The sequence below is a fragment of the Alteromonas sp. 009811495 genome (assembly GCF_028865455.1).
Classification (GTDB): domain Bacteria; phylum Pseudomonadota; class Gammaproteobacteria; order Enterobacterales; family Alteromonadaceae; genus Alteromonas.
The window spans coordinates 3215183-3232576 of the sequence record NZ_CP113972.1 but is presented as its reverse complement, the minus strand read 5'-3'; the positions used below and the strand labels follow the sequence as shown (position 1 = coordinate 3232576).

The following is a 17394-nucleotide window of genomic DNA, read 5'->3' as shown; positions in this document are numbered from 1 at the left end:
CGGGTTTTTACCTGTGCCACTGCAAAAGCAGGTGAGCCAGATAGGGTCACTGTGAGTACAACGTAATTTAGTTTTCCTTCTTTTAGCGTTCTTTTTAACAAGAACAAGGCTTAAGGAGGATTTTCTATATAAGCAAAAAATAGGATGGCACCATGACTGAAATGATGCACCAAGATGTGGATCCACAAGAAACGAAAGAGTGGATTGACGCGCTTGAGTCGGTTTTAGAAGAGGAAGGCGTAGAACGCGCACATTACTTACTCGAAAAGCTTATTGATAAAGCTCGTCGCAGCGGCGCGCATTTGCCTTATGACGCTACCACTGCCTACATCAATACCATTCCTGCGGCGCAAGAGCCAAAAATGCCGGGCGATTTGACCATTGAAGCGCGTATCCGTGCGGCAATTCGCTGGAACGCATTGATGATTGTATTGCGTGCATCGAAAAAAGAACTAGAGCTTGGTGGCCATATTGGTAGCTTCGCGTCATCTGCAATGCTTTACGATGTGGGCTTTAACCATTTCTTCAAAGCGCCAAACGAAAATCAAGGCGGTGACTTTATTTTTGCTCAAGGTCACATTGCACCCGGTATCTACGCGCGCTCGTACATGGAAGGTAACTTAACTGAAGAACAGTTAAACAACTTCCGTCAGGAATGTGCAGGCGACGGTCTATCTTCTTACCCGCACCCGCATTTGATGAAAGACTACTGGCAGTTCCCAACCGTATCGATGGGTCTTGGTCCACTTCAAGCTATCTACACAGCTCGCTTCCTTAAATACCTAACTAACCGCGGTATTAAAGACTGTTCAGATCAGCGCGTTTACTGCTACATGGGTGACGGTGAGTGTGATGAGCCAGAAAGCTTGGGTGCAATTGGTCTTGCGTCTCGCGAAGGCCTAGACAATCTAACGTTTGTTATCAACTGTAACCTTCAGCGCCTAGACGGCCCGGTACGTGGTAACGGCAAAATAATCCAAGAACTTGAAGGTACATTCCGCGGCGCAGGCTGGGAAGTAGTGAAAGTGATTTGGGGTAGCTACTGGGATGAGCTTCTTGCGCGCGACAAATCTGGCAAGCTTATCCAGCTTATGGGTGAAACCGTAGACGGTGAATACCAAAACTGTAAAGCCAAAGGCGGCAAGTACACCCGTGAAAACTTCTTCAACAAGTACCCTGAAACGGCGGCACTTGTAGCGAATATGTCAGACGATGACATCTGGCGCTTGAACCGTGGTGGCCACGACCCTGTTAAAGTTTTTGCAGCTTATCAAAAAGCCATTGATACAAAGGGTCGCCCAACGGTAATTCTTGCTAAAACCGTAAAAGGCTTTGGTCTTGGCCGTTCAGGTGAAGCACAAAACGTTGCGCACAACGTGAAGAAAATGGATGTGGATTCAATCAAACAGTTCCGCGACCGTTTCAACATTCCAGTAGCAGACGAAAAAATTGCCGACTTGCCTTACTTCAAGTTCGACGAAGACAGCGAAGAAATGAAGTATCTTCGTGCACGTCGTGAAGCACTAGGTGGTTATTTACCTGCGCGTCGTGAGCAAGCCGAAGAGCAGCTTGAAATTCCAGAACTGAGCGCATTTGACGCTATCTTAAAAGGTTCTGGCGACCGTCAAGTTTCATCAACCATGACATTTGTACGTGTACTTAACGCGTTGTTGAAAGATAAGAAAATTGGCAAGCGCATTGTACCAATTATCCCTGATGAAGCGCGTACCTTCGGTATGGAAGGCTTGTTCCGTCAGGTAGGTATTTACGCTAACGAAGGCCAAAAATACGTACCTCAAGATGCCGACCAAGTCGCTTACTATCGCGAAGATAAGAAAGGTCAGGTACTGCAAGAAGGTATCAATGAACTAGGTGCAATGGCATCGTGGGTAGCGTCTGGTACGTCATACTCAACGTGTAACGCAACAACTATTCCGTTCTATATTTACTACTCTATGTTTGGTTTCCAACGTGTTGGCGACTTAGCGTGGGCAGCAGGTGATAGCCAAGCACGTGGTTTCCTATTAGGCGCGACAGCGGGTAGAACTACACTAAACGGTGAAGGTCTACAGCACCAAGATGGTCACTCACATGTTCAGGCTAACCTTATTCCTAACTGTGTTACTTACGACCCAACATACGGTTATGAAGTAGCCGTTATTATTCAAGACGGCTTGCGTCGTATGTACGGTAATAACGAAAACATCTTCTACTACCTAACGTTGATGAACGAAAACTATCATCACCCAGAAATGCCAGAAGGTGATGATGTTGCTGAGCAGATCATTAAAGGTATTTACAAGCTAGAGCGTGTTGAAAACGACAAGTCTAAGCTTAACGTACAACTAATGGGCTCTGGTACTATCTTGAACGAAGTACGTAAAGCAGCACAAATCCTTTGTGACGATTACAACGTATCTTCTGACGTGTACTCAGTGACCTCGTTCAACGAGCTAGCTCGTGAAGGTCAAGACGTAGCGCGCTGGAACATGCTTAACCCAGAAGCTGAGCAAAAAATACCTTACATTGGTCAGGTTATTACCAAAGACGCAGGTCCTGCGATTTCAGCCACTGACTATGTTAAGAACTACTCTGACCAAGTACGCGCGTTCATTGACACTGAATATCGCTGTCTAGGTACAGACGGTTTCGGTCGCAGCGACAGCCGTGAAAACTTGCGTACTCACTTTGAAGTTAATGCGTCATACATCGTGGTTGCATCACTTTACGAATTGGCTCAACGCGGTGACGTTGAGAAGAAAGTGGTAGCAGAAGCCATTAAGCGTTTTGATATTAACGCTGAAAAACTTAACCCACTTTACGCGTAAGCCAGATAAGGTATTTAACATATGTCAGATATTCAAAAGATTATCGTACCCGATGTAGGTGGCGACGAAGTTGAAGTTATCGAGCTATGTGTTGCCGTAGGCGACAACATTGAGGCAGATGAAGGCGTTGTTACTGTTGAAAGTGACAAGGCGTCGATGGACATCCCTGCACCGTTTGAAGGTGAGATTGTAAGCTTGTCTGTATCCGTAGGCGATAAAATCAAAGAAGGCGATGTAATTGGTGAAATGAAAGTTGCCAATGGCGATAGCACTGCTGAAGAATCTTCAGACGACGCGTCACAAGATGCGCCTAAGCAAGAAGAAGCACCAAAAGAAGAAAGCAAGTCAGAAGCAGCGCCAGCTGCATCTGGCAGCAGCGAAGTTATTGAAGTTGCCGTACCTGATATCGGTTCTGACGATGAAGTTGACGTTATCGACGTATTGGTTTCAGTAGGCGATACCATCGAAAAAGAAGATGGTCTTATTACCCTTGAAACTGATAAAGCAACAATGGATGTACCTTCAACACACGCAGGTACAGTGAAAGAAGTGTTCATCAGCACTGGCGATAAAGTGAAAGAAGGCACGGTTGTGATCAAGCTTGAAGTTGCAGGCTCTGGTTCATCGTCAGCTGAGTCTTCAGAAGCAAGCGCTCCAGCACAACAAGAAAGTACTGAGCAAGCGTCAGCACCTGCAGCAGCGTCAGCGAGCGAAACCATTGAAGTTGCGGTACCTGATATTGGCGAAGATGGCGAAGTAGACGTTATCGATGTATTGGTATCGGTAGGCGATACTGTTGAGAAAGAAGACGGTCTAATTACGCTTGAAACTGATAAAGCGACAATGGATGTACCTTCAACGCATGCGGGTACTATCAAAGAAGTCTTTATCAAAACAGGCGATAAAGTTAAGCAAGGCACTTTGGTTGTTAAGCTTGAGACCAGCGTTGGCTCGTCTTCAAGTGCAGCTGAAAAGCCTGCTGAAGCGCCTAAGCAAGAAGCACCTAAGAAAGAAGAGACTAAACAAGAGTCACAGCAAGACGCCTCTCAAGGCCGTTCTCCTGTGCCTCCAGCGCCAGCAGCGAAAGGTAATGGCAAAGCCCATGCGTCGCCTTCGGTTCGTCGTATTGCGCGTGAGTTTGGTGTAGACCTAACGTTAGTAAACGGTTCAGGTCCTAAAAACCGTATCTTGAAAGAAGACGTTCAAGCCTATGTGAAAGCTGAGCTTGCTAAGCCTCGTACAGCCGCAGCATCGGGCAATGCGCCGGTGGGTGACAATGTGCTTCAAATTGTGCCAGTGAAACCTGTTGATCACAGCAAGTTTGGTGAAATCGAAGAACAGCCGTTATCGCGTATTCAGAAGATTTCTGGTCCGTTCCTACACCGTAACTGGGCGACTATTCCGCACGTTACACAGTTCGACGAAGCAGACATCACAGAAGTTGAAGACTTCCGTAAAGAGCAAAACGCTTACCACGCGAAAATTAAGTCTGGTCTTAAGATCACGCCACTTGTATTCGTCATGAAAGCCGTTGCTAAAGCGCTTGAAAAATACGAAGTATTTAATTCTTCATTGTCTGATGACGGTGAAAGCTTGATCATCAAGAAGTTTATCAATATTGGTATCGCGGTAGAAACACCAGGTGGCTTAGTTGTTCCGGTTATTCGCGACGTGAATAAGAAAGGTATTGAGCAGCTATCACGTGAGCTTATCGAGACCTCTCAGAAAGCGCGAGAAGGTAAGCTTAAAGCGGCTGACATGCAAGGTGGTACTTTTACCATCTCTAGCCTAGGCGGTATTGGTGGTACGGCGTTTACACCTATTGTAAACGCGCCAGAAGTCGCCATATTAGGTGTATCGAAGTCTGAGATGAAGCCAAAGTGGAATGGTAAAGAATTCGAGCCGCGTTTGATGGTGCCGCTGAGCCTGTCATACGACCACCGAGTAATCGATGGTGCAGTAGGTGCGAGATTCTCTACTGAGGTTGCAGCAAACCTTACTGATTTGCGCAGAATCATACTTTAAATAAAAGGTCGAAAAAGTTTACAATATCAGTAACATTTTCGACGATTTTATAAGCCCATTTGGTGGCATTTAGGTTATGCTATTGCACAAAAGTAATAGCATGACCCTACAAGAACAGGATTGAGGTTCACAATGAGCGAAATTAAAACGCAATTGGTGGTACTGGGCGGCGGCCCTGGCGGTTATTCAGCAGCATTCCGTGCGGCTGACTTAGGTATTGAAACAGTTATCGTTGACTCTCGTGACACACTTGGTGGCGTTTGTCTTAATGTTGGCTGTATCCCTTCAAAAGCCCTTCTTCACGTTGCAAAAGTGATGAAAGAAGCGAAGCACCTTGCAAGCCATGGTGTAACGTTTGGCGAGCCAACCATCGATTTAGACAAAATCCGCGATTATAAAGACAGCGTAGTTAAGCAATTAACTAACGGTCTTGGCGGCATGTCTAAAATGCGTAAAACCAAGCACGTACAAGGCTTTGGTAAATTTACAGGCGCAAACACCCTTGAAGTAAAAAATGGTGACGACGTTACTACTATTACTTTTGAAAAAGCAATTATCGCAGCGGGTTCTGAGCCTGTAAGCCTACCGTTCATCCCAGAAGATGAGCGCGTAATTGACTCAACTGGCGCACTGGAAATGAAAGACATTCCAGAGAAAATGCTAGTACTAGGCGGTGGTATCATCGGTCTAGAAATGGGTACAGTATACGAAGCGCTTGGCTCAAACATCGACGTAGTTGAATTCTTAGACCAGCTTATTCCAGCAGCTGACAAAGACATCATGAAAGTATTCATGAAAGACTACAAAGAAAAATTCAACATCATGCTAGAAACGAAAGTTACTGCAGTTGAAGCAAAAGATGACGGTCTATACGTAACATTTGAAGGCAAGAACGCACCTGCTGAGCCAGTACGTTATGACAAAGTACTTGTTGCTGTTGGTCGTAAGCCTAACGGTAAACTAGTGGGCGCAGAAGCTGCTGGCGTTAATGTTGACGATCGCGGCTTTATTAATGTTGATAAGCAAATGCGTACTAACGTTGACCACATCTTCGCAATCGGTGACCTTGTAGGCCAGCCTATGCTTGCGCACAAAGCGGTTCACGAAGGTCACGTTGCAGCAGAAGTTATTGCTGGACAGAAGCACTACTTCGACCCACGTGCAATTCCTTCAGTTGCGTACACTGAGCCAGAAGTAGCTTGGGTTGGTTTAACTGAGAAAGAAGCGAAAGAGCAGGGCGTAAGCTACGAAACAGCGGTATTCCCATGGGCAGCCTCTGGTCGTGCAATTGCATCTGATGCAACTAACGGTATGACCAAGATGATCTTCGACAAAGACACGGGTCGCGTTATCGGCGGTGCAATGGTAGGTACCAACGCGGGTGAAATGCTTGGTGAGATTGGCCTAGCCATTGAAATGGGTGCGGATGCAGAAGATGTAGCATTAACTATCCACGCTCACCCAACGCTGAACGAATCTATCGGTCTTGCGTCTGAAATCTTCGAAGGAAGCATCACAGACTTGCCAAATCCGAAAGCGAAGAAAAAGAAGTAAACGTCTTTTTCGCTAATTAATTAAAACCCGCTCAACGAGCGGGTTTTTTGTATCTTGCACTTTTACAGCTCTGTGCTTTTCCTTTCTTTCGCTTAAGTTCTAACATAAAAAATTTCTTATTTGTTGGTTTTTTATACTAAAGGGTGATTTACGTTATTGAACGAACAATTAAAATACGCGCCTCTTAAGTTATCCCATTTAATACTCAACATACATAACAGGTTTTAATGCAAAGTACTCCACCATCTCGTTTGTCATCTCCGGCTTCATTTTCTAAACACGGTGAATATGCCATTGAACTCAACGGCTGCGTTATAAAGGCAGAATTGAAAGGTATTGCAACGCAAAAAATGCTGCAGCAATATCACGACGATGTTCTCATGCTGACAGGAAACCTTGATGGTGCGCAATGGGGCTTCATCGGCTCAATTTTTGGGACCGGTGTATTAACACCCGAAGCGGAAGAGTGGCTTGTAGTGTCTATAAAGCGCCGTATGGAGCTTGGCATGCATGCAAGTGTGGTTATTGCAGATAGGGCAAAAGTGCCAGCCTTAGTGGTTAGGCAGTTTGAGCGGGTATTTCAGCAAGCGGGAATAAAGTACTTGTTCTGTAGTAGTGAGCAGGAAGGGCTAGATTGGCTTTCTTCATTGGGATGTAAAACCAACTAACCCTGTTACTTGTTCTGTTATTGCGTGTTTAAGCAATCACTTTTTCTTTAATTTTTTGGTTGGCTGCAACTTCTTCAGTGTCAAACTCCTGCGTTTTAAGATGCGCTGGCGTGAACTCATTGCAGTCCATATTGCGCTGTTCCATAAAGCGCTTAACGGTTTTTTCGCAGTAGGCTTTACGGCAACATTGAGACAGCAACATTTCGTGACGCTGAACCCGTTCGCGTATAAATTTAACTACCAAACCTCGAAGCCATTGTAATCCTGCATCTTGGTCTTGACGCTTGTGCCACATAACAGACAGTGGCGAACTTACAATTTCAATTGGCGTTTCAAAAACCGCAAGTTCACCAGAAAATATCTCACGCTCCATTACAAGCGATGGTGCAACACAAATAAGATTACTTTCTTTTAGCAGAGGCGTTGCGTTGTAAAACTGATTAACCGACATAGCTACGCGGCGCTTTAACCCTAAGTTAGCCAATACTTGATCGGTAGGGCCTGTCACATCGCCTGTCACAGAAACCAATAGATGATCAGCGGCCACAAACTCTTCTAATGTAAGCTGGCTTTTTGCCAACGGGTGATCAGGGCGCATCACCACAACCCAGCTGGGATCAAGTACGTGTTCAGCGCGTATAACTGAATCAGGCTCTTGGTATTTGGAAAACGTTAGTTCAGCTTCTGCGTCTTTGAGTATTTTGTCCGTTTCCATATCGTAATTAGGAATAGCGTGAATATTGATACCTGGCGCTTCGTTTTCGATAACTTGGCGAAGTGGTCCCCACACCATAGAAACAATACTGTCTGTCGCGGCAATTCTGAACGTACGCTTGGCCGTTGCAGGGTTGAAGTCTGTCGGGTTTACCGCAACTTCAAGTTCACCCAACGGGCCTTGAATTTGGCTCCACAAGTTCTTGGCAAATGAAGTGGGTTGAATACCGCGTCCGTCCTTTACAAATAATTCGTCTTTCCATGCAGTTCGCATACGTGACAGGGCATTTGATACTGCCGGCTGAGTCATTGACAGCCTATCTGCGGCGCGGGTAATAGCACCTTCTGTCATTATCGCATCGAATATCATTAGTAAGTTTAAGTCATGTGGACGCATAATCGTCTCCGGTCTTTAGATGCTTCTTGCGATAATCATTTAGCCAAAAAGGAGGAAGCGCTGCGTAAACGCGCCGTAAACCCATCCTTGGGGGCTCCGCTACCGCATCCCTGCGGTAGAGGGTTTACTCCGCGCTTCCACCTCTTTGTCTCTCGACTATCGCAAAAAGCGTCAATTGCTTTTTGTGTACCAAAAGGTACGAGTAAATTACTCCGCATTGACAACGTGTGTCATCTCGCTTTGTATCTACAGGCTTCGTTATTTTGCCTTAAGTCAGGTGAAGCTCACTTGATTTCACCTTTTTATTTTTCAGATATCGCAAAATATATCGATGTCATTGCAATGACATAGTTTCGTTATAGGTTATAGCTAAATGCATTTATTTTCCAAATGAATGCGATGAGTGACAGTGTTACACTGCGCCGCTGTAGCCCGCTAATTTCCTAAGTTCTCGCTTTCTAAGCAGTTATTTGCGTGATAAAGGTGAAACCACCTTTTTTACGTCTAAATTTTGTCCGCTAGATTCTCAATATATAACATTGTGTGATGTGTTGCATATAAAAAGATAATTATTTTTATTGTTTGGTGTGGTCCATAATGCATTCCATCAAACTTTAGTCGAACTTAAGAGAGAATCTTGCAATGAAAACTTTTACCCGTTTATTGGCTGTTTTAAGCCTTACTGCGCTAGTCGCTGCATGCGGTGGTGACGAGCAGGATCCTAGTCAGTCTATGCAGGCAAACGCTGGCGTACCTGTGGATGTGGCAGCGGTTGTCACGCAACGCCTTACCGAATGGGACAACTTCACTGGTCGCTTGGAATCGCCACAAATTGTAGCGCTTCGTCCTCGTGTTTCAGGTTACATCGATTTTGTCGCATTTAAAGAAGGCGAATATGTTGAACAAGGGCAAACTCTGTTCCTTATTGACAACCGCACTTTTAAAGCAGAAGTCGCTCGCTTGACTGCACAGCTTGAAGAATCGAAAAGTCGACTGGAGCTTGCTGAGCAAAATTACAAACGCGCCCACAAACTTCGCAAGACACAAGCGGTGTCTGAAGAGGTACTTGATGCCCGTTTAGCAGAGAAAAACCAAGCGCTAGCGAGCCTTAATCAAACTCAAGCCGCTCTTGAAGTAGCGCGCTTAAACCGAGGTTTTGCGCGCGTTGAAGCACCTATTTCAGGTCGCATTTCTCGCGCTAATATTACCGAAGGCAACTTTGTAACGGCGGGTCAAACTGAACTTACTCGTATCGTGTCAACAGACCGTTTATACGCTTACTTTGACATCGACGAGCAAACGTACCTTAATTATGTATCAAGCAGCAATGCAACGTCTGTGAACGACAAGCCTGTTGCACTGCGTTTAGCCAATGAGTCTGACTACCAGCATTGGGGCCAAATTGATTTTATCGATAACCAAGTGAATGGCAGCACAGGTACATTGCGAGTTCGCGCGGTGTTCAATAACGAAGAAGGTCGCTTAATTCCTGGTTTGTTTGCCCACCTTAAACTCGCTGGAAGTACAAACGAACAGGGCATTCTTATCAAAGAAAAAGCCATTGGTACCGACTTGAATAACAAGTATGTGCTTGTGGTAAATGAAGAAAACAAAGTGGAATACCGTGCGGTTACACTGGGTGACAAAGTTGGCAGCATGCGCATTATTAAAAGTGGGCTAGCGGCTAGCGACACCATAGTGGTAGACGGATTACAACGCGTACGTCCAGGGGCGCCAGTGTCGGCGAACGAAGTACCTATGGGTGACCAAGATGCATTAGCGAGCTTGCAGGACTGGCAGTCTCAGGTAGATAACGTAACAGAAGTAACCAACATGGCGCATTACGAGGACGTACTGTCTGGTGGTTCAGTGGCATCTGGCACTGTAACAGTAGGTCTTAAGTAATGAACATCTCGCAATTCTTTATTAGCCGCCCGATTTTTGCGGGCGTGCTATCACTACTCATTTTTATTGGCGGTGCCATTGCAGTATGGCAGCTGCCCATTACAGAATATCCAGAAGTTGTTCCGCCAACAGTAGTGGTAACAGCCAACTATCCGGGCGCAAACCCAGAGGTAATAGCCGAAACCGTCGCGACACCACTTGAGCAAGAAATTAACGGCGTTGAAAACATGTTGTACATGTCTTCACAAGCAACCAGCGATGGCCGCATGACATTAACCATCACGTTTGCTATCGGCACAGACCCTGATGAGGCGACAACGCTGGTACAAAACCGTGTTAACCGTGCTACTCCACGTTTGCCACAAGAAGTGCAGCGTTTAGGTGTGGTTACTGAAAAGTCATCGCCTGACCTGACCATGGTGGTTCACTTAACATCGCCAGATAACCGCTACGACATGCTTTATTTGTCTAACTATGCCGATCAGTTCGTAAAAGACGAGCTGGCCCGTATCGACGGGGTAGGGCAAGTACGCCTGTTTGGCGCAGGCGAATTCAGCATGCGTGTGTGGCTAGACCCTAACAAACTTGCTGCGTTGCAAATGAACCCTGGCGATGTAGTAGCGGCAATCGCCGATCAAAACCAGCAAGCGGCTGCGGGTAGCCTTGGTGCACAGCCAACGGGGACTAGCGAGTTTCAGCTTTTAATTAACGTACGCGGTCGCCTTAAAGACGAATCTGAATTTGAAAATATCATCGTTAAAACCGGTGATAATGGCGAAATTACGCGCCTTAAAGATGTGGCTCGTATTGAGCTAGGTTCAGAGTTTTATGCGCTTCGCTCATTGATTAACAATAACCCAGCAGCGGCTTTACCTATTTTCCAAGCGCCGGGTTCAAATGCTATTCAAATTTCAGACGATGTGCGTTCGCGTATGGCTGAGTTATCACAGCTATTCCCAGAAGGCCTAGAATACGAAATTGCTTACGATCCTACCGTGTTTGTGCGTGGCTCAATTGAAGCAGTAATTAGCACATTACTTGAAGCGGTATTGCTTGTTGTTCTTGTGGTAGTCCTTTTCCTTCAAACATGGCGAGCATCCATTATTCCATTAGTTGCAGTACCAATTTCGTTGGTGGGTACCTTTGCGTTTATGCAGTTGATGGGCTTCTCACTTAACGCCCTGTCATTGTTTGGCTTGGTACTTGCCATTGGTATTGTTGTTGATGATGCCATCGTGGTTGTTGAGAACGTCGAGCGTAATATTTCTGAAGGCAAAACGCCGTTTGATGCCACGGTACAGGCAATGAAAGAGGTAACTGGGCCTATTATTGCAACAACACTTGTACTTGCAGCAGTGTTTGTACCGACCGCATTTATGAGTGGCTTAACAGGGCAGTTCTATAAGCAGTTTGCACTGACTATCACTATTTCAACGGTAATCTCAGCAATTAACTCGTTGACGCTAAGCCCAGCCTTGTCTGCACTATTGCTGAAGCCTCACGGTCAAGCTAACGACTGGCTTACCCGATTAATGGATAAAGTGTTTGGTCGTTTCGTATTTGCGCCTTTTAACCGTTTCTTTGACCGAGGTTCTAAGAAGTACACAGGTGCTGTAGGCGGTCTTATCCGTAAAAGCAGCGTCATTATGGTGCTTTACGCTGGGTTACTTGGCCTAACTTATTTCCAGTTCGCCAATACTCCCACTGGCTATGTACCGCCGCAAGACAAGCAGTACTTAGTCGCGTTTGCTCAGCTGCCTAATGCCGCCAGCTTAGATAGAACTGAAGAAGTTATTCGCGAGATGTCTCGTATTGCCATGGAACACCCTGGTGTTGAAGATGCCATTGCATTTCCGGGGCTAAACATTAACGGCTTTACCAATAGTCCAAGCTCAGGTGTTTTGTTTGCTACCTTGACCGACTTTGACAAGCGTACAAGTCCTGAATTATCGGGTGGCGCCATTGCGGCTCAGCTAAACCAAAACTTTGGCTCTATTAAAGGTGCGTTTGTGGCTATCTTCCCACCACCACCAGTAATGGGGTTAGGGACAATTGGCGGTTTCCGCTTGCAGGTGGAAGACAGAGGAAATCTTGGATTTGAAGAGCTAGAGCGCGTCACACAAGAAGTGATTGGCAAAGCATGGGCACATCCTGCGCTTACCGATGCTTTCACCAGCTTTACGGTTGCTGTGCCTCAACTTGATGTAGATGTAGATCGCGAAAAAGCCGTAAGCCAAGGCGTGAATATCGATACCTTGTTCACCACTATGCAGGCTTACTTGGGCTCACTGTATGTTAATGATTTCAATTTGTTTGGTCGCACGTACCAAGTGAATGTGCAGGCCGATGCGCAGTATCGTCAAGATATTGAAGATATTACGCAATTCAAAATTAGAAATGCACAAGGTGAAATGATTCCCCTAGGTTCATTTTTAAATATAGAGCACAGCGCAGGTCCAGACCGTGTTATGCACTATAACGGATATATCACGGCAGAAATCAATGGTGCGCCGGCGCCGGGTTATTCATCTGACCAAGCGAAAGCCGCTATTGAAGAAATTTTGGCTGAAACACTGCCATTGGGCATGACTTACGAGTGGACTGAATTAACGTATCAGCAAATTCTTGCAGGTAACGCATCAGCCTTCGTATTCCCACTCGTGGTGTTGTTGGTGTTCCTTGTACTTGCTGCACAATATGAAAGCTTGCGCTTGCCACTGGCCATCATTCTGATTGTACCAATGACATTGCTGAGCGCGTTAATAGGTGTGCAAGTTTACGGTGGTGATAACAACATCTTCACTCAAATTGGATTGATTGTACTGGTCGGCCTTGCCACTAAGAACGCCATTCTTATTGTCGAGTTTGCTAAAGAGCTGCAAGACAAGGGTATGGATGCGCTCTCTGCTATTAAAGAAGCGAGCCGTTTGCGTTTACGTCCTATTTTGATGACTTCAATTGCATTCATTATGGGCGTACTGCCAATGGTTATCTCTACAGGCGCAGGCGCTGAAATGCGTCAGGCGATGGGGGTAGCAGTATTCTCAGGCATGATAGGCGTAACCTTCTTCGGGCTAATCCTAACCCCAGTCTTTTACTATTTGCTAAAGCGCAACGGTTAACTCTCCCGTCTACCCAAGCGTTGCCCTCTTAAGGGGCTCTTTAGGCCACTCATTTGAGTGGCCTTTTTTTTGCCTTAATTCGCCTCAACTAGCCTTATTTACACAACAAAAAGGGTGCTATTGTCGATTAAACTTGGATAAGTATTAAATGTATTAGGGAGTTAATCGTGAAAGTAGGTGCAGCAAGTATTATTGCAATAGGAATGATTGTCGCGTTAAGCGTACTTGGTCTTCAGGTATCAGGCGCGATGAATGATATGCAGACGTGGGACAGAGTCGTCACTGTTAAAGGCCTTTCTGAAAGAGAATACATTGCCGATCAGGTAATTTGGCCCATTCAGTTTGTTGATGCGGGTAATGACCTGCCTGCACTGTACGATCAAATCGAAAAGAACAGTGCCAAGGTATCACAGTTCTTGCAAACCAAAGGGATATCAAGTGAAAGCATCACAATAGGGAAGCCGGAAATCACCGACAAGCTAGCCCAACAATACGGCGGTTCTGACAGAGCGCCTTTTCGCTACAGTGCTATTCAGACCGTCACGGTATTTTCTGAAGACGTGGAAAAAGTCAGACTGCTGATGCAACAAATAGGTGAATTGATCAAAACGGGGATTGTGTTGTCTGATCAAAGTTATCGCGCCCAACCAGACTATGTATTTACACGCTTAAACGAAGTTAAACCGGAAATGATTGAAGAGGCAACACTCAATGCACGAGAAGTCGCTGAGAAATTCGCAAAAGACTCGCAAAGTACGTTAGGAAAAATCAAGCGGGCGAATCAAGGGCGGTTTACCATCAGTAGCCGAGATAGCCATCACCCTCATATTAAAAAGGTAAGAGTAGTCTCGACCATTGACTATACGCTCATCGATTAGCGCTAGGCGTGCTATGCTATTAAAAACCAACATGTAAACAGTGCCTTCATTTTGGTACTGTTTATTTTTGTTTGACGGGCATTGCAATGAAGCTATCACTCAGTGGAAGCTTAGTAACCCTGTATTTCGCGTATCGATAAACGAGTGTATCGCATGTCAGAACAATCACCACAGTCTCAGCAGCTGGAATTTTTTGAAATTCCCAGTCCCTGTATTGGTGTATGTGAGTCTGGGCCGAGAGGGTTTTGTAAAGGTTGCTTTCGAAGTCGAGACGAGCGGCTGTATTGGCTTAAGGTGGACGATGCTACCAAACGCCAAATAATCAGTGCGTGCGCTAGACGAAAACGTGCGGTACTTGCAAGGGCGAGAAAACAAGGTGAATCAAGTTCAACTGATGAACTAGCCCAGTATAATTTATTCAGTGATCTATAAATACGTAATACGTGTTTAAGGGTAGGGTCAACCAACTGATAGATGTATAATGTCATTGTATTGGCAAGCAACCTAAGTGAGAGTAATTAGATGTCGATAGAAAAGTACGTTGCATTTGCGGCGAAATCTTTTGCGCTACCTGATATATGCGTGCGATTACGCGCAGTACTAGATGATCCGCGCTCTACGGCGGATGATTTAGGCAACCTTATTAGTGTTGATCCTTCCTTAACTGCTAAAGTGTTGCGCCTTGCTAACAGTTCACTTTTTCGTTTTCCCTCTCAGATAGAATCCGTTTCAAAAGCAATCAACGTGATTGGTGGTGAGGCGCTCTACAATATTGTTGTTGCAGAAACAGCAGGTACTGCATTTAAACACTTCGAAACCAAATACGTGAGTATTGACAAACATTGGTACTCTTCGGTGTATTGCGGCATGGTGGCAAAGAGCCTTGCCATGCGACTGAATATTCGTGGTGCAGATCGCTTTTTTGTTATGGGTATGCTGCAAAACTTAAGTGAGTTAGTGGTGGCAAAACGTGCTCCAAAGCGCTATGTCGCTTACTTAGACAGTAAAAGCAGTGGATTACCAGATGAAGGGCAACGTGCGCATTTTGGTTTTACGTTTGCACACTGCAGCGGTATCATATTGCAAAACTGGAACTTACCCCTTGGTCTTTCTCAGCCCGTTACGCACATGAACGACGGTGATCATCAAGCCTCTGATATCGATGTTGGTGTCCTTGCGCTGGCAAATAAAATTACAATTAGCCAGTTAGAACAAGAAATGTATGGTGATATTGAACTTTTTACTTCAGAGATAGCCAATACAGTAAGTCTAGATATGGAACTGGTTAGAGTATCTGCGGAGTACGCGGAAATTGAAACTGCAAAAGTGGTATCTCTAATTCAGTGAGCAAATAAAATCAGAATTATAGTGCTAGCGTCAAACCGCTAGCATGCTCTTCCAGCGGATGGACGTAAGCAAGCGCCAACATAGGCGTAATATAAAACGAAGCTCGACGTGTATCTCAATATGTTTAATAAAAAATTTATACCGCGCTTAGTAGTGTGTTTAGTTAGTTTTTGCCCCGTTTTTTCACTTCAGGCCAAAGACCTTATCCAAACGCTATATCACGCTGACTTTACCCCAGATACTGACGATGAAATTCCGCGTTTTTCTTTAGACGGCGAATTAGGGATCCTGCTTAACTCTGGTAATACGTCTGCAGCGAGTATAAAAGCCGCAGTTAATGCTGACCATGAAACTCAGCAATGGAGTAGCCTTTATTTCGCTGAGCTGCTTTACAAAGAGTCGGGCACAGCAACAACAGACCGAGAGGTGAGCGCTCAGCGGTTTTATACCAGTGCCCAATTTGACTACAAGCTGGTAGCAAACGGGCGACGTTTGTTTATGTACGGCGACTATGAAGACGACAAGTTTACCGGTTACGACCACCGTGCGTCTTTGGCCGCGGGGTGGTCGCAGCGCCTGTGGCGTAATGAAGATAGTGAGTTTCGCTACAGTATTGGCCCAGGCTACACATTTATACAAGCTGAGGAAGACAATGATAACTTGGTGAACGACGGTATCATCGTGCGTGCGTCAGCAGAGTATCGTTATCGCTGGAGTAGCGGCGCGAAGCTTCGTCAGTTTGTGAGTACCGAAGCGGGTGAAGAGAATACCAAATCGCGCTCAGAAACCTCGCTCTCTGCCAACGTATTTGGCTCGTTGGCCATGAAGCTTTCCTTTATTCTTAACCATGAGACAGACACCGCTGAAGACGTAGAACCACTCAGTACGGAAACGTCAGTGGCCTTGGTATATCAGTTCTTTTAGTCAATTAGTGTAAATTCGTCTGATTGCTCGCAGTTTTTATGGCGATGTCATTGACGGATAGAATGAGAAATGTACACTTCGCAGCAATGTTTATCAGGCCGCGCTTGGCGCGACCTTTATACTCTTAATACAAAAATTCGCGTTACACCGCCTTGCAGTTCAAAAGGTTTCGTGTGTAACAAATGGAACGATAATCAATAGGATTGTTCAATGAAAAAGCACGCGCTTGCATCTTTAATCGCACTTTCACTTTCTTCAACCGCTTTTGCTCAAGATGATGAAGTAAAACCATTCACAATGGAAGGTGAGCTAGGTTTTATCTCAACAACGGGTAACACTGATACTACGTCTATCAATGCAGGTATTACCGCAAGTCAGGAGCTTGAAAACTGGAGCAATGACTATGCTATTGAAGGTTTGTACCGCCAAGAAACGGTAGAAGGTGATGATGGCGAAGACGAAGATGTAACATCAGCGCAGAAGTTCTTTGCATCTGCTCAGGGTAACTACAAATTGGAAAACCCTGACAATCGATTATTCGTGTTCGCGTCATACGAAGATGACCGTTTTAGTAACTTTAATTACCAGTCAACAATTGCAGCGGGTTGGAACCAAAAAGTGCTTCAAACCAAAAAGCACACGCTAGAGTACTCAATCGGTCCGGGTTATTCATTTGTTGAAACTCAGGAAGATGAAAGTCAGAACAGCGTCATCGTTCGTGCTTCAACCATTTATTCATGGAAAATTTCAGATACGGCGAAGTTCACACAAACAGCCAGTACCGAAGTGGGTGAAGAGAACACGAAGTCACGTGCTGAATCAGCGCTTACTGCGACAATTAGCGGTAACCTTTCAATGCGCTTATCTTTCAAGCTAGATCACAACTCACAAGTCGCAGAAGGTGTCGAGAAGCTTGATACTGAAACAGCGGTTAGCTTGGTTTACAACTTCTTCTAAGCCAATAGTGGCTAATTGTTAGATATAAAAAAACGCTGCATTTGCAGCGTTTTTTGTTTAAAACGTCGTGCCCAA

At 45.3% G+C, this 17394-nt stretch carries 12 protein-coding genes; 11 read left to right on the top strand and 1 reads right to left on the bottom strand.

What is annotated here, in order from left to right; all coding sequences use genetic code 11:
* The first annotated feature begins 152 nt into the window (after positions 1-152).
* The 4 genes from aceE to OZ660_RS14655 all read left to right on the top strand — a co-directional run bounded on the left by aceE (position 153) and on the right by OZ660_RS14655 (position 7075).
* Positions 153-2828 (top strand): pyruvate dehydrogenase (acetyl-transferring), homodimeric type, encoded by a 2676-nt coding sequence (aceE, locus tag OZ660_RS14670; RefSeq protein ID WP_274741418.1) that lies wholly within the window; start codon positions 153-155, stop codon positions 2826-2828.
* A 21-nt stretch (positions 2829-2849) separates the two neighbouring features.
* Positions 2850-4853 carry a pyruvate dehydrogenase complex dihydrolipoyllysine-residue acetyltransferase gene (aceF, locus tag OZ660_RS14665; RefSeq protein ID WP_274741417.1) on the top strand — a complete coding sequence of 668 codons (2004 nt, stop codon included), beginning with the start codon at positions 2850-2852 and terminating at the stop codon, positions 4851-4853.
* Positions 4854-4985: 132 nt separating this feature from the next.
* Positions 4986-6407, top strand: coding sequence for a dihydrolipoyl dehydrogenase (gene lpdA / locus OZ660_RS14660; protein WP_159626855.1), 1422 nt, complete (start codon positions 4986-4988; stop codon positions 6405-6407).
* A 227-nt stretch (positions 6408-6634) separates the two neighbouring features.
* On the top strand, positions 6635-7075 hold the full coding sequence (locus OZ660_RS14655; RefSeq protein ID WP_232369587.1) for a hypothetical protein: 441 nt from the start codon (positions 6635-6637) through the stop codon (positions 7073-7075).
* Between the two features lie 28 nt (positions 7076-7103).
* Here the strand turns inward: OZ660_RS14655 and OZ660_RS14650 are convergent, their stop codons facing one another.
* Complete coding sequence (locus tag OZ660_RS14650; RefSeq protein WP_274741416.1) at positions 7104-8186, bottom strand: LysR family transcriptional regulator; 1083 nt, start codon at positions 8184-8186, stop codon at positions 7104-7106.
* A 642-nt stretch (positions 8187-8828) separates the two neighbouring features.
* Here OZ660_RS14650 and OZ660_RS14645 point away from each other — a divergent pair.
* From OZ660_RS14645 to OZ660_RS14615, 7 genes are all read left to right on the top strand, one after another.
* Positions 8829-10091, top strand: a complete 1263-nt coding sequence (locus OZ660_RS14645; RefSeq protein ID WP_274741415.1) for an efflux RND transporter periplasmic adaptor subunit — start codon at positions 8829-8831, stop codon at positions 10089-10091.
* Entirely contained in the window at positions 10091-13213 is a 3123-nt protein-coding gene (locus tag OZ660_RS14640; RefSeq protein WP_274741414.1) for an efflux RND transporter permease subunit, read from the top strand. The genes OZ660_RS14645 and OZ660_RS14640 overlap by 1 nt, the downstream gene beginning before the upstream one ends.
* 167 nt (positions 13214-13380) lie before the next feature.
* Complete coding sequence (locus OZ660_RS14635; protein ID WP_274741413.1) at positions 13381-14091, top strand: SIMPL domain-containing protein; 711 nt, start codon at positions 13381-13383, stop codon at positions 14089-14091.
* Positions 14092-14244: 153 nt separating this feature from the next.
* On the top strand, positions 14245-14523 hold the full coding sequence (locus OZ660_RS14630) for a DUF1289 domain-containing protein (protein ID WP_274741412.1): 279 nt from the start codon (positions 14245-14247) through the stop codon (positions 14521-14523).
* 90 nt (positions 14524-14613) lie between these two features.
* Complete coding sequence (locus OZ660_RS14625) at positions 14614-15438, top strand: HDOD domain-containing protein (protein WP_274741411.1); 825 nt, start codon at positions 14614-14616, stop codon at positions 15436-15438.
* A 120-nt stretch (positions 15439-15558) separates the two neighbouring features.
* Positions 15559-16362 (top strand): DUF481 domain-containing protein, encoded by an 804-nt coding sequence (locus tag OZ660_RS14620; protein WP_159626869.1) that lies wholly within the window; start codon positions 15559-15561, stop codon positions 16360-16362.
* Between the two features lie 210 nt (positions 16363-16572).
* Positions 16573-17319, top strand: a complete 747-nt coding sequence (locus OZ660_RS14615) for a DUF481 domain-containing protein (RefSeq protein ID WP_202262223.1) — start codon at positions 16573-16575, stop codon at positions 17317-17319.
* The last annotated feature ends 75 nt before the right edge of the window (positions 17320-17394 follow it).

Coding starts and splice junctions, on each gene's coding strand:
- OZ660_RS14640 (WP_274741414.1), top strand. CDS start 10,091: ATGAACATCTCGCAATTCTTTATTAGCCGCCCGATTTTTGCGGGCGTG.
- OZ660_RS14625 (WP_274741411.1), top strand. CDS start 14,614: ATGTCGATAGAAAAGTACGTTGCATTTGCGGCGAAATCTTTTGCGCTA.
- OZ660_RS14630 (WP_274741412.1), top strand. CDS start 14,245: ATGTCAGAACAATCACCACAGTCTCAGCAGCTGGAATTTTTTGAAATT.
- OZ660_RS14645 (WP_274741415.1), top strand. CDS start 8,829: ATGAAAACTTTTACCCGTTTATTGGCTGTTTTAAGCCTTACTGCGCTA.
- aceF (WP_274741417.1), top strand. CDS start 2,850: ATGTCAGATATTCAAAAGATTATCGTACCCGATGTAGGTGGCGACGAA.
- OZ660_RS14650 (WP_274741416.1), bottom strand. CDS start 8,186: ATGCGTCCACATGACTTAAACTTACTAATGATATTCGATGCGATAATG.
- OZ660_RS14620 (WP_159626869.1), top strand. CDS start 15,559: ATGTTTAATAAAAAATTTATACCGCGCTTAGTAGTGTGTTTAGTTAGT.
- OZ660_RS14655 (WP_232369587.1), top strand. CDS start 6,635: ATGCAAAGTACTCCACCATCTCGTTTGTCATCTCCGGCTTCATTTTCT.
- OZ660_RS14615 (WP_202262223.1), top strand. CDS start 16,573: ATGAAAAAGCACGCGCTTGCATCTTTAATCGCACTTTCACTTTCTTCA.
- aceE (WP_274741418.1), top strand. CDS start 153: ATGACTGAAATGATGCACCAAGATGTGGATCCACAAGAAACGAAAGAG.
- lpdA (WP_159626855.1), top strand. CDS start 4,986: ATGAGCGAAATTAAAACGCAATTGGTGGTACTGGGCGGCGGCCCTGGC.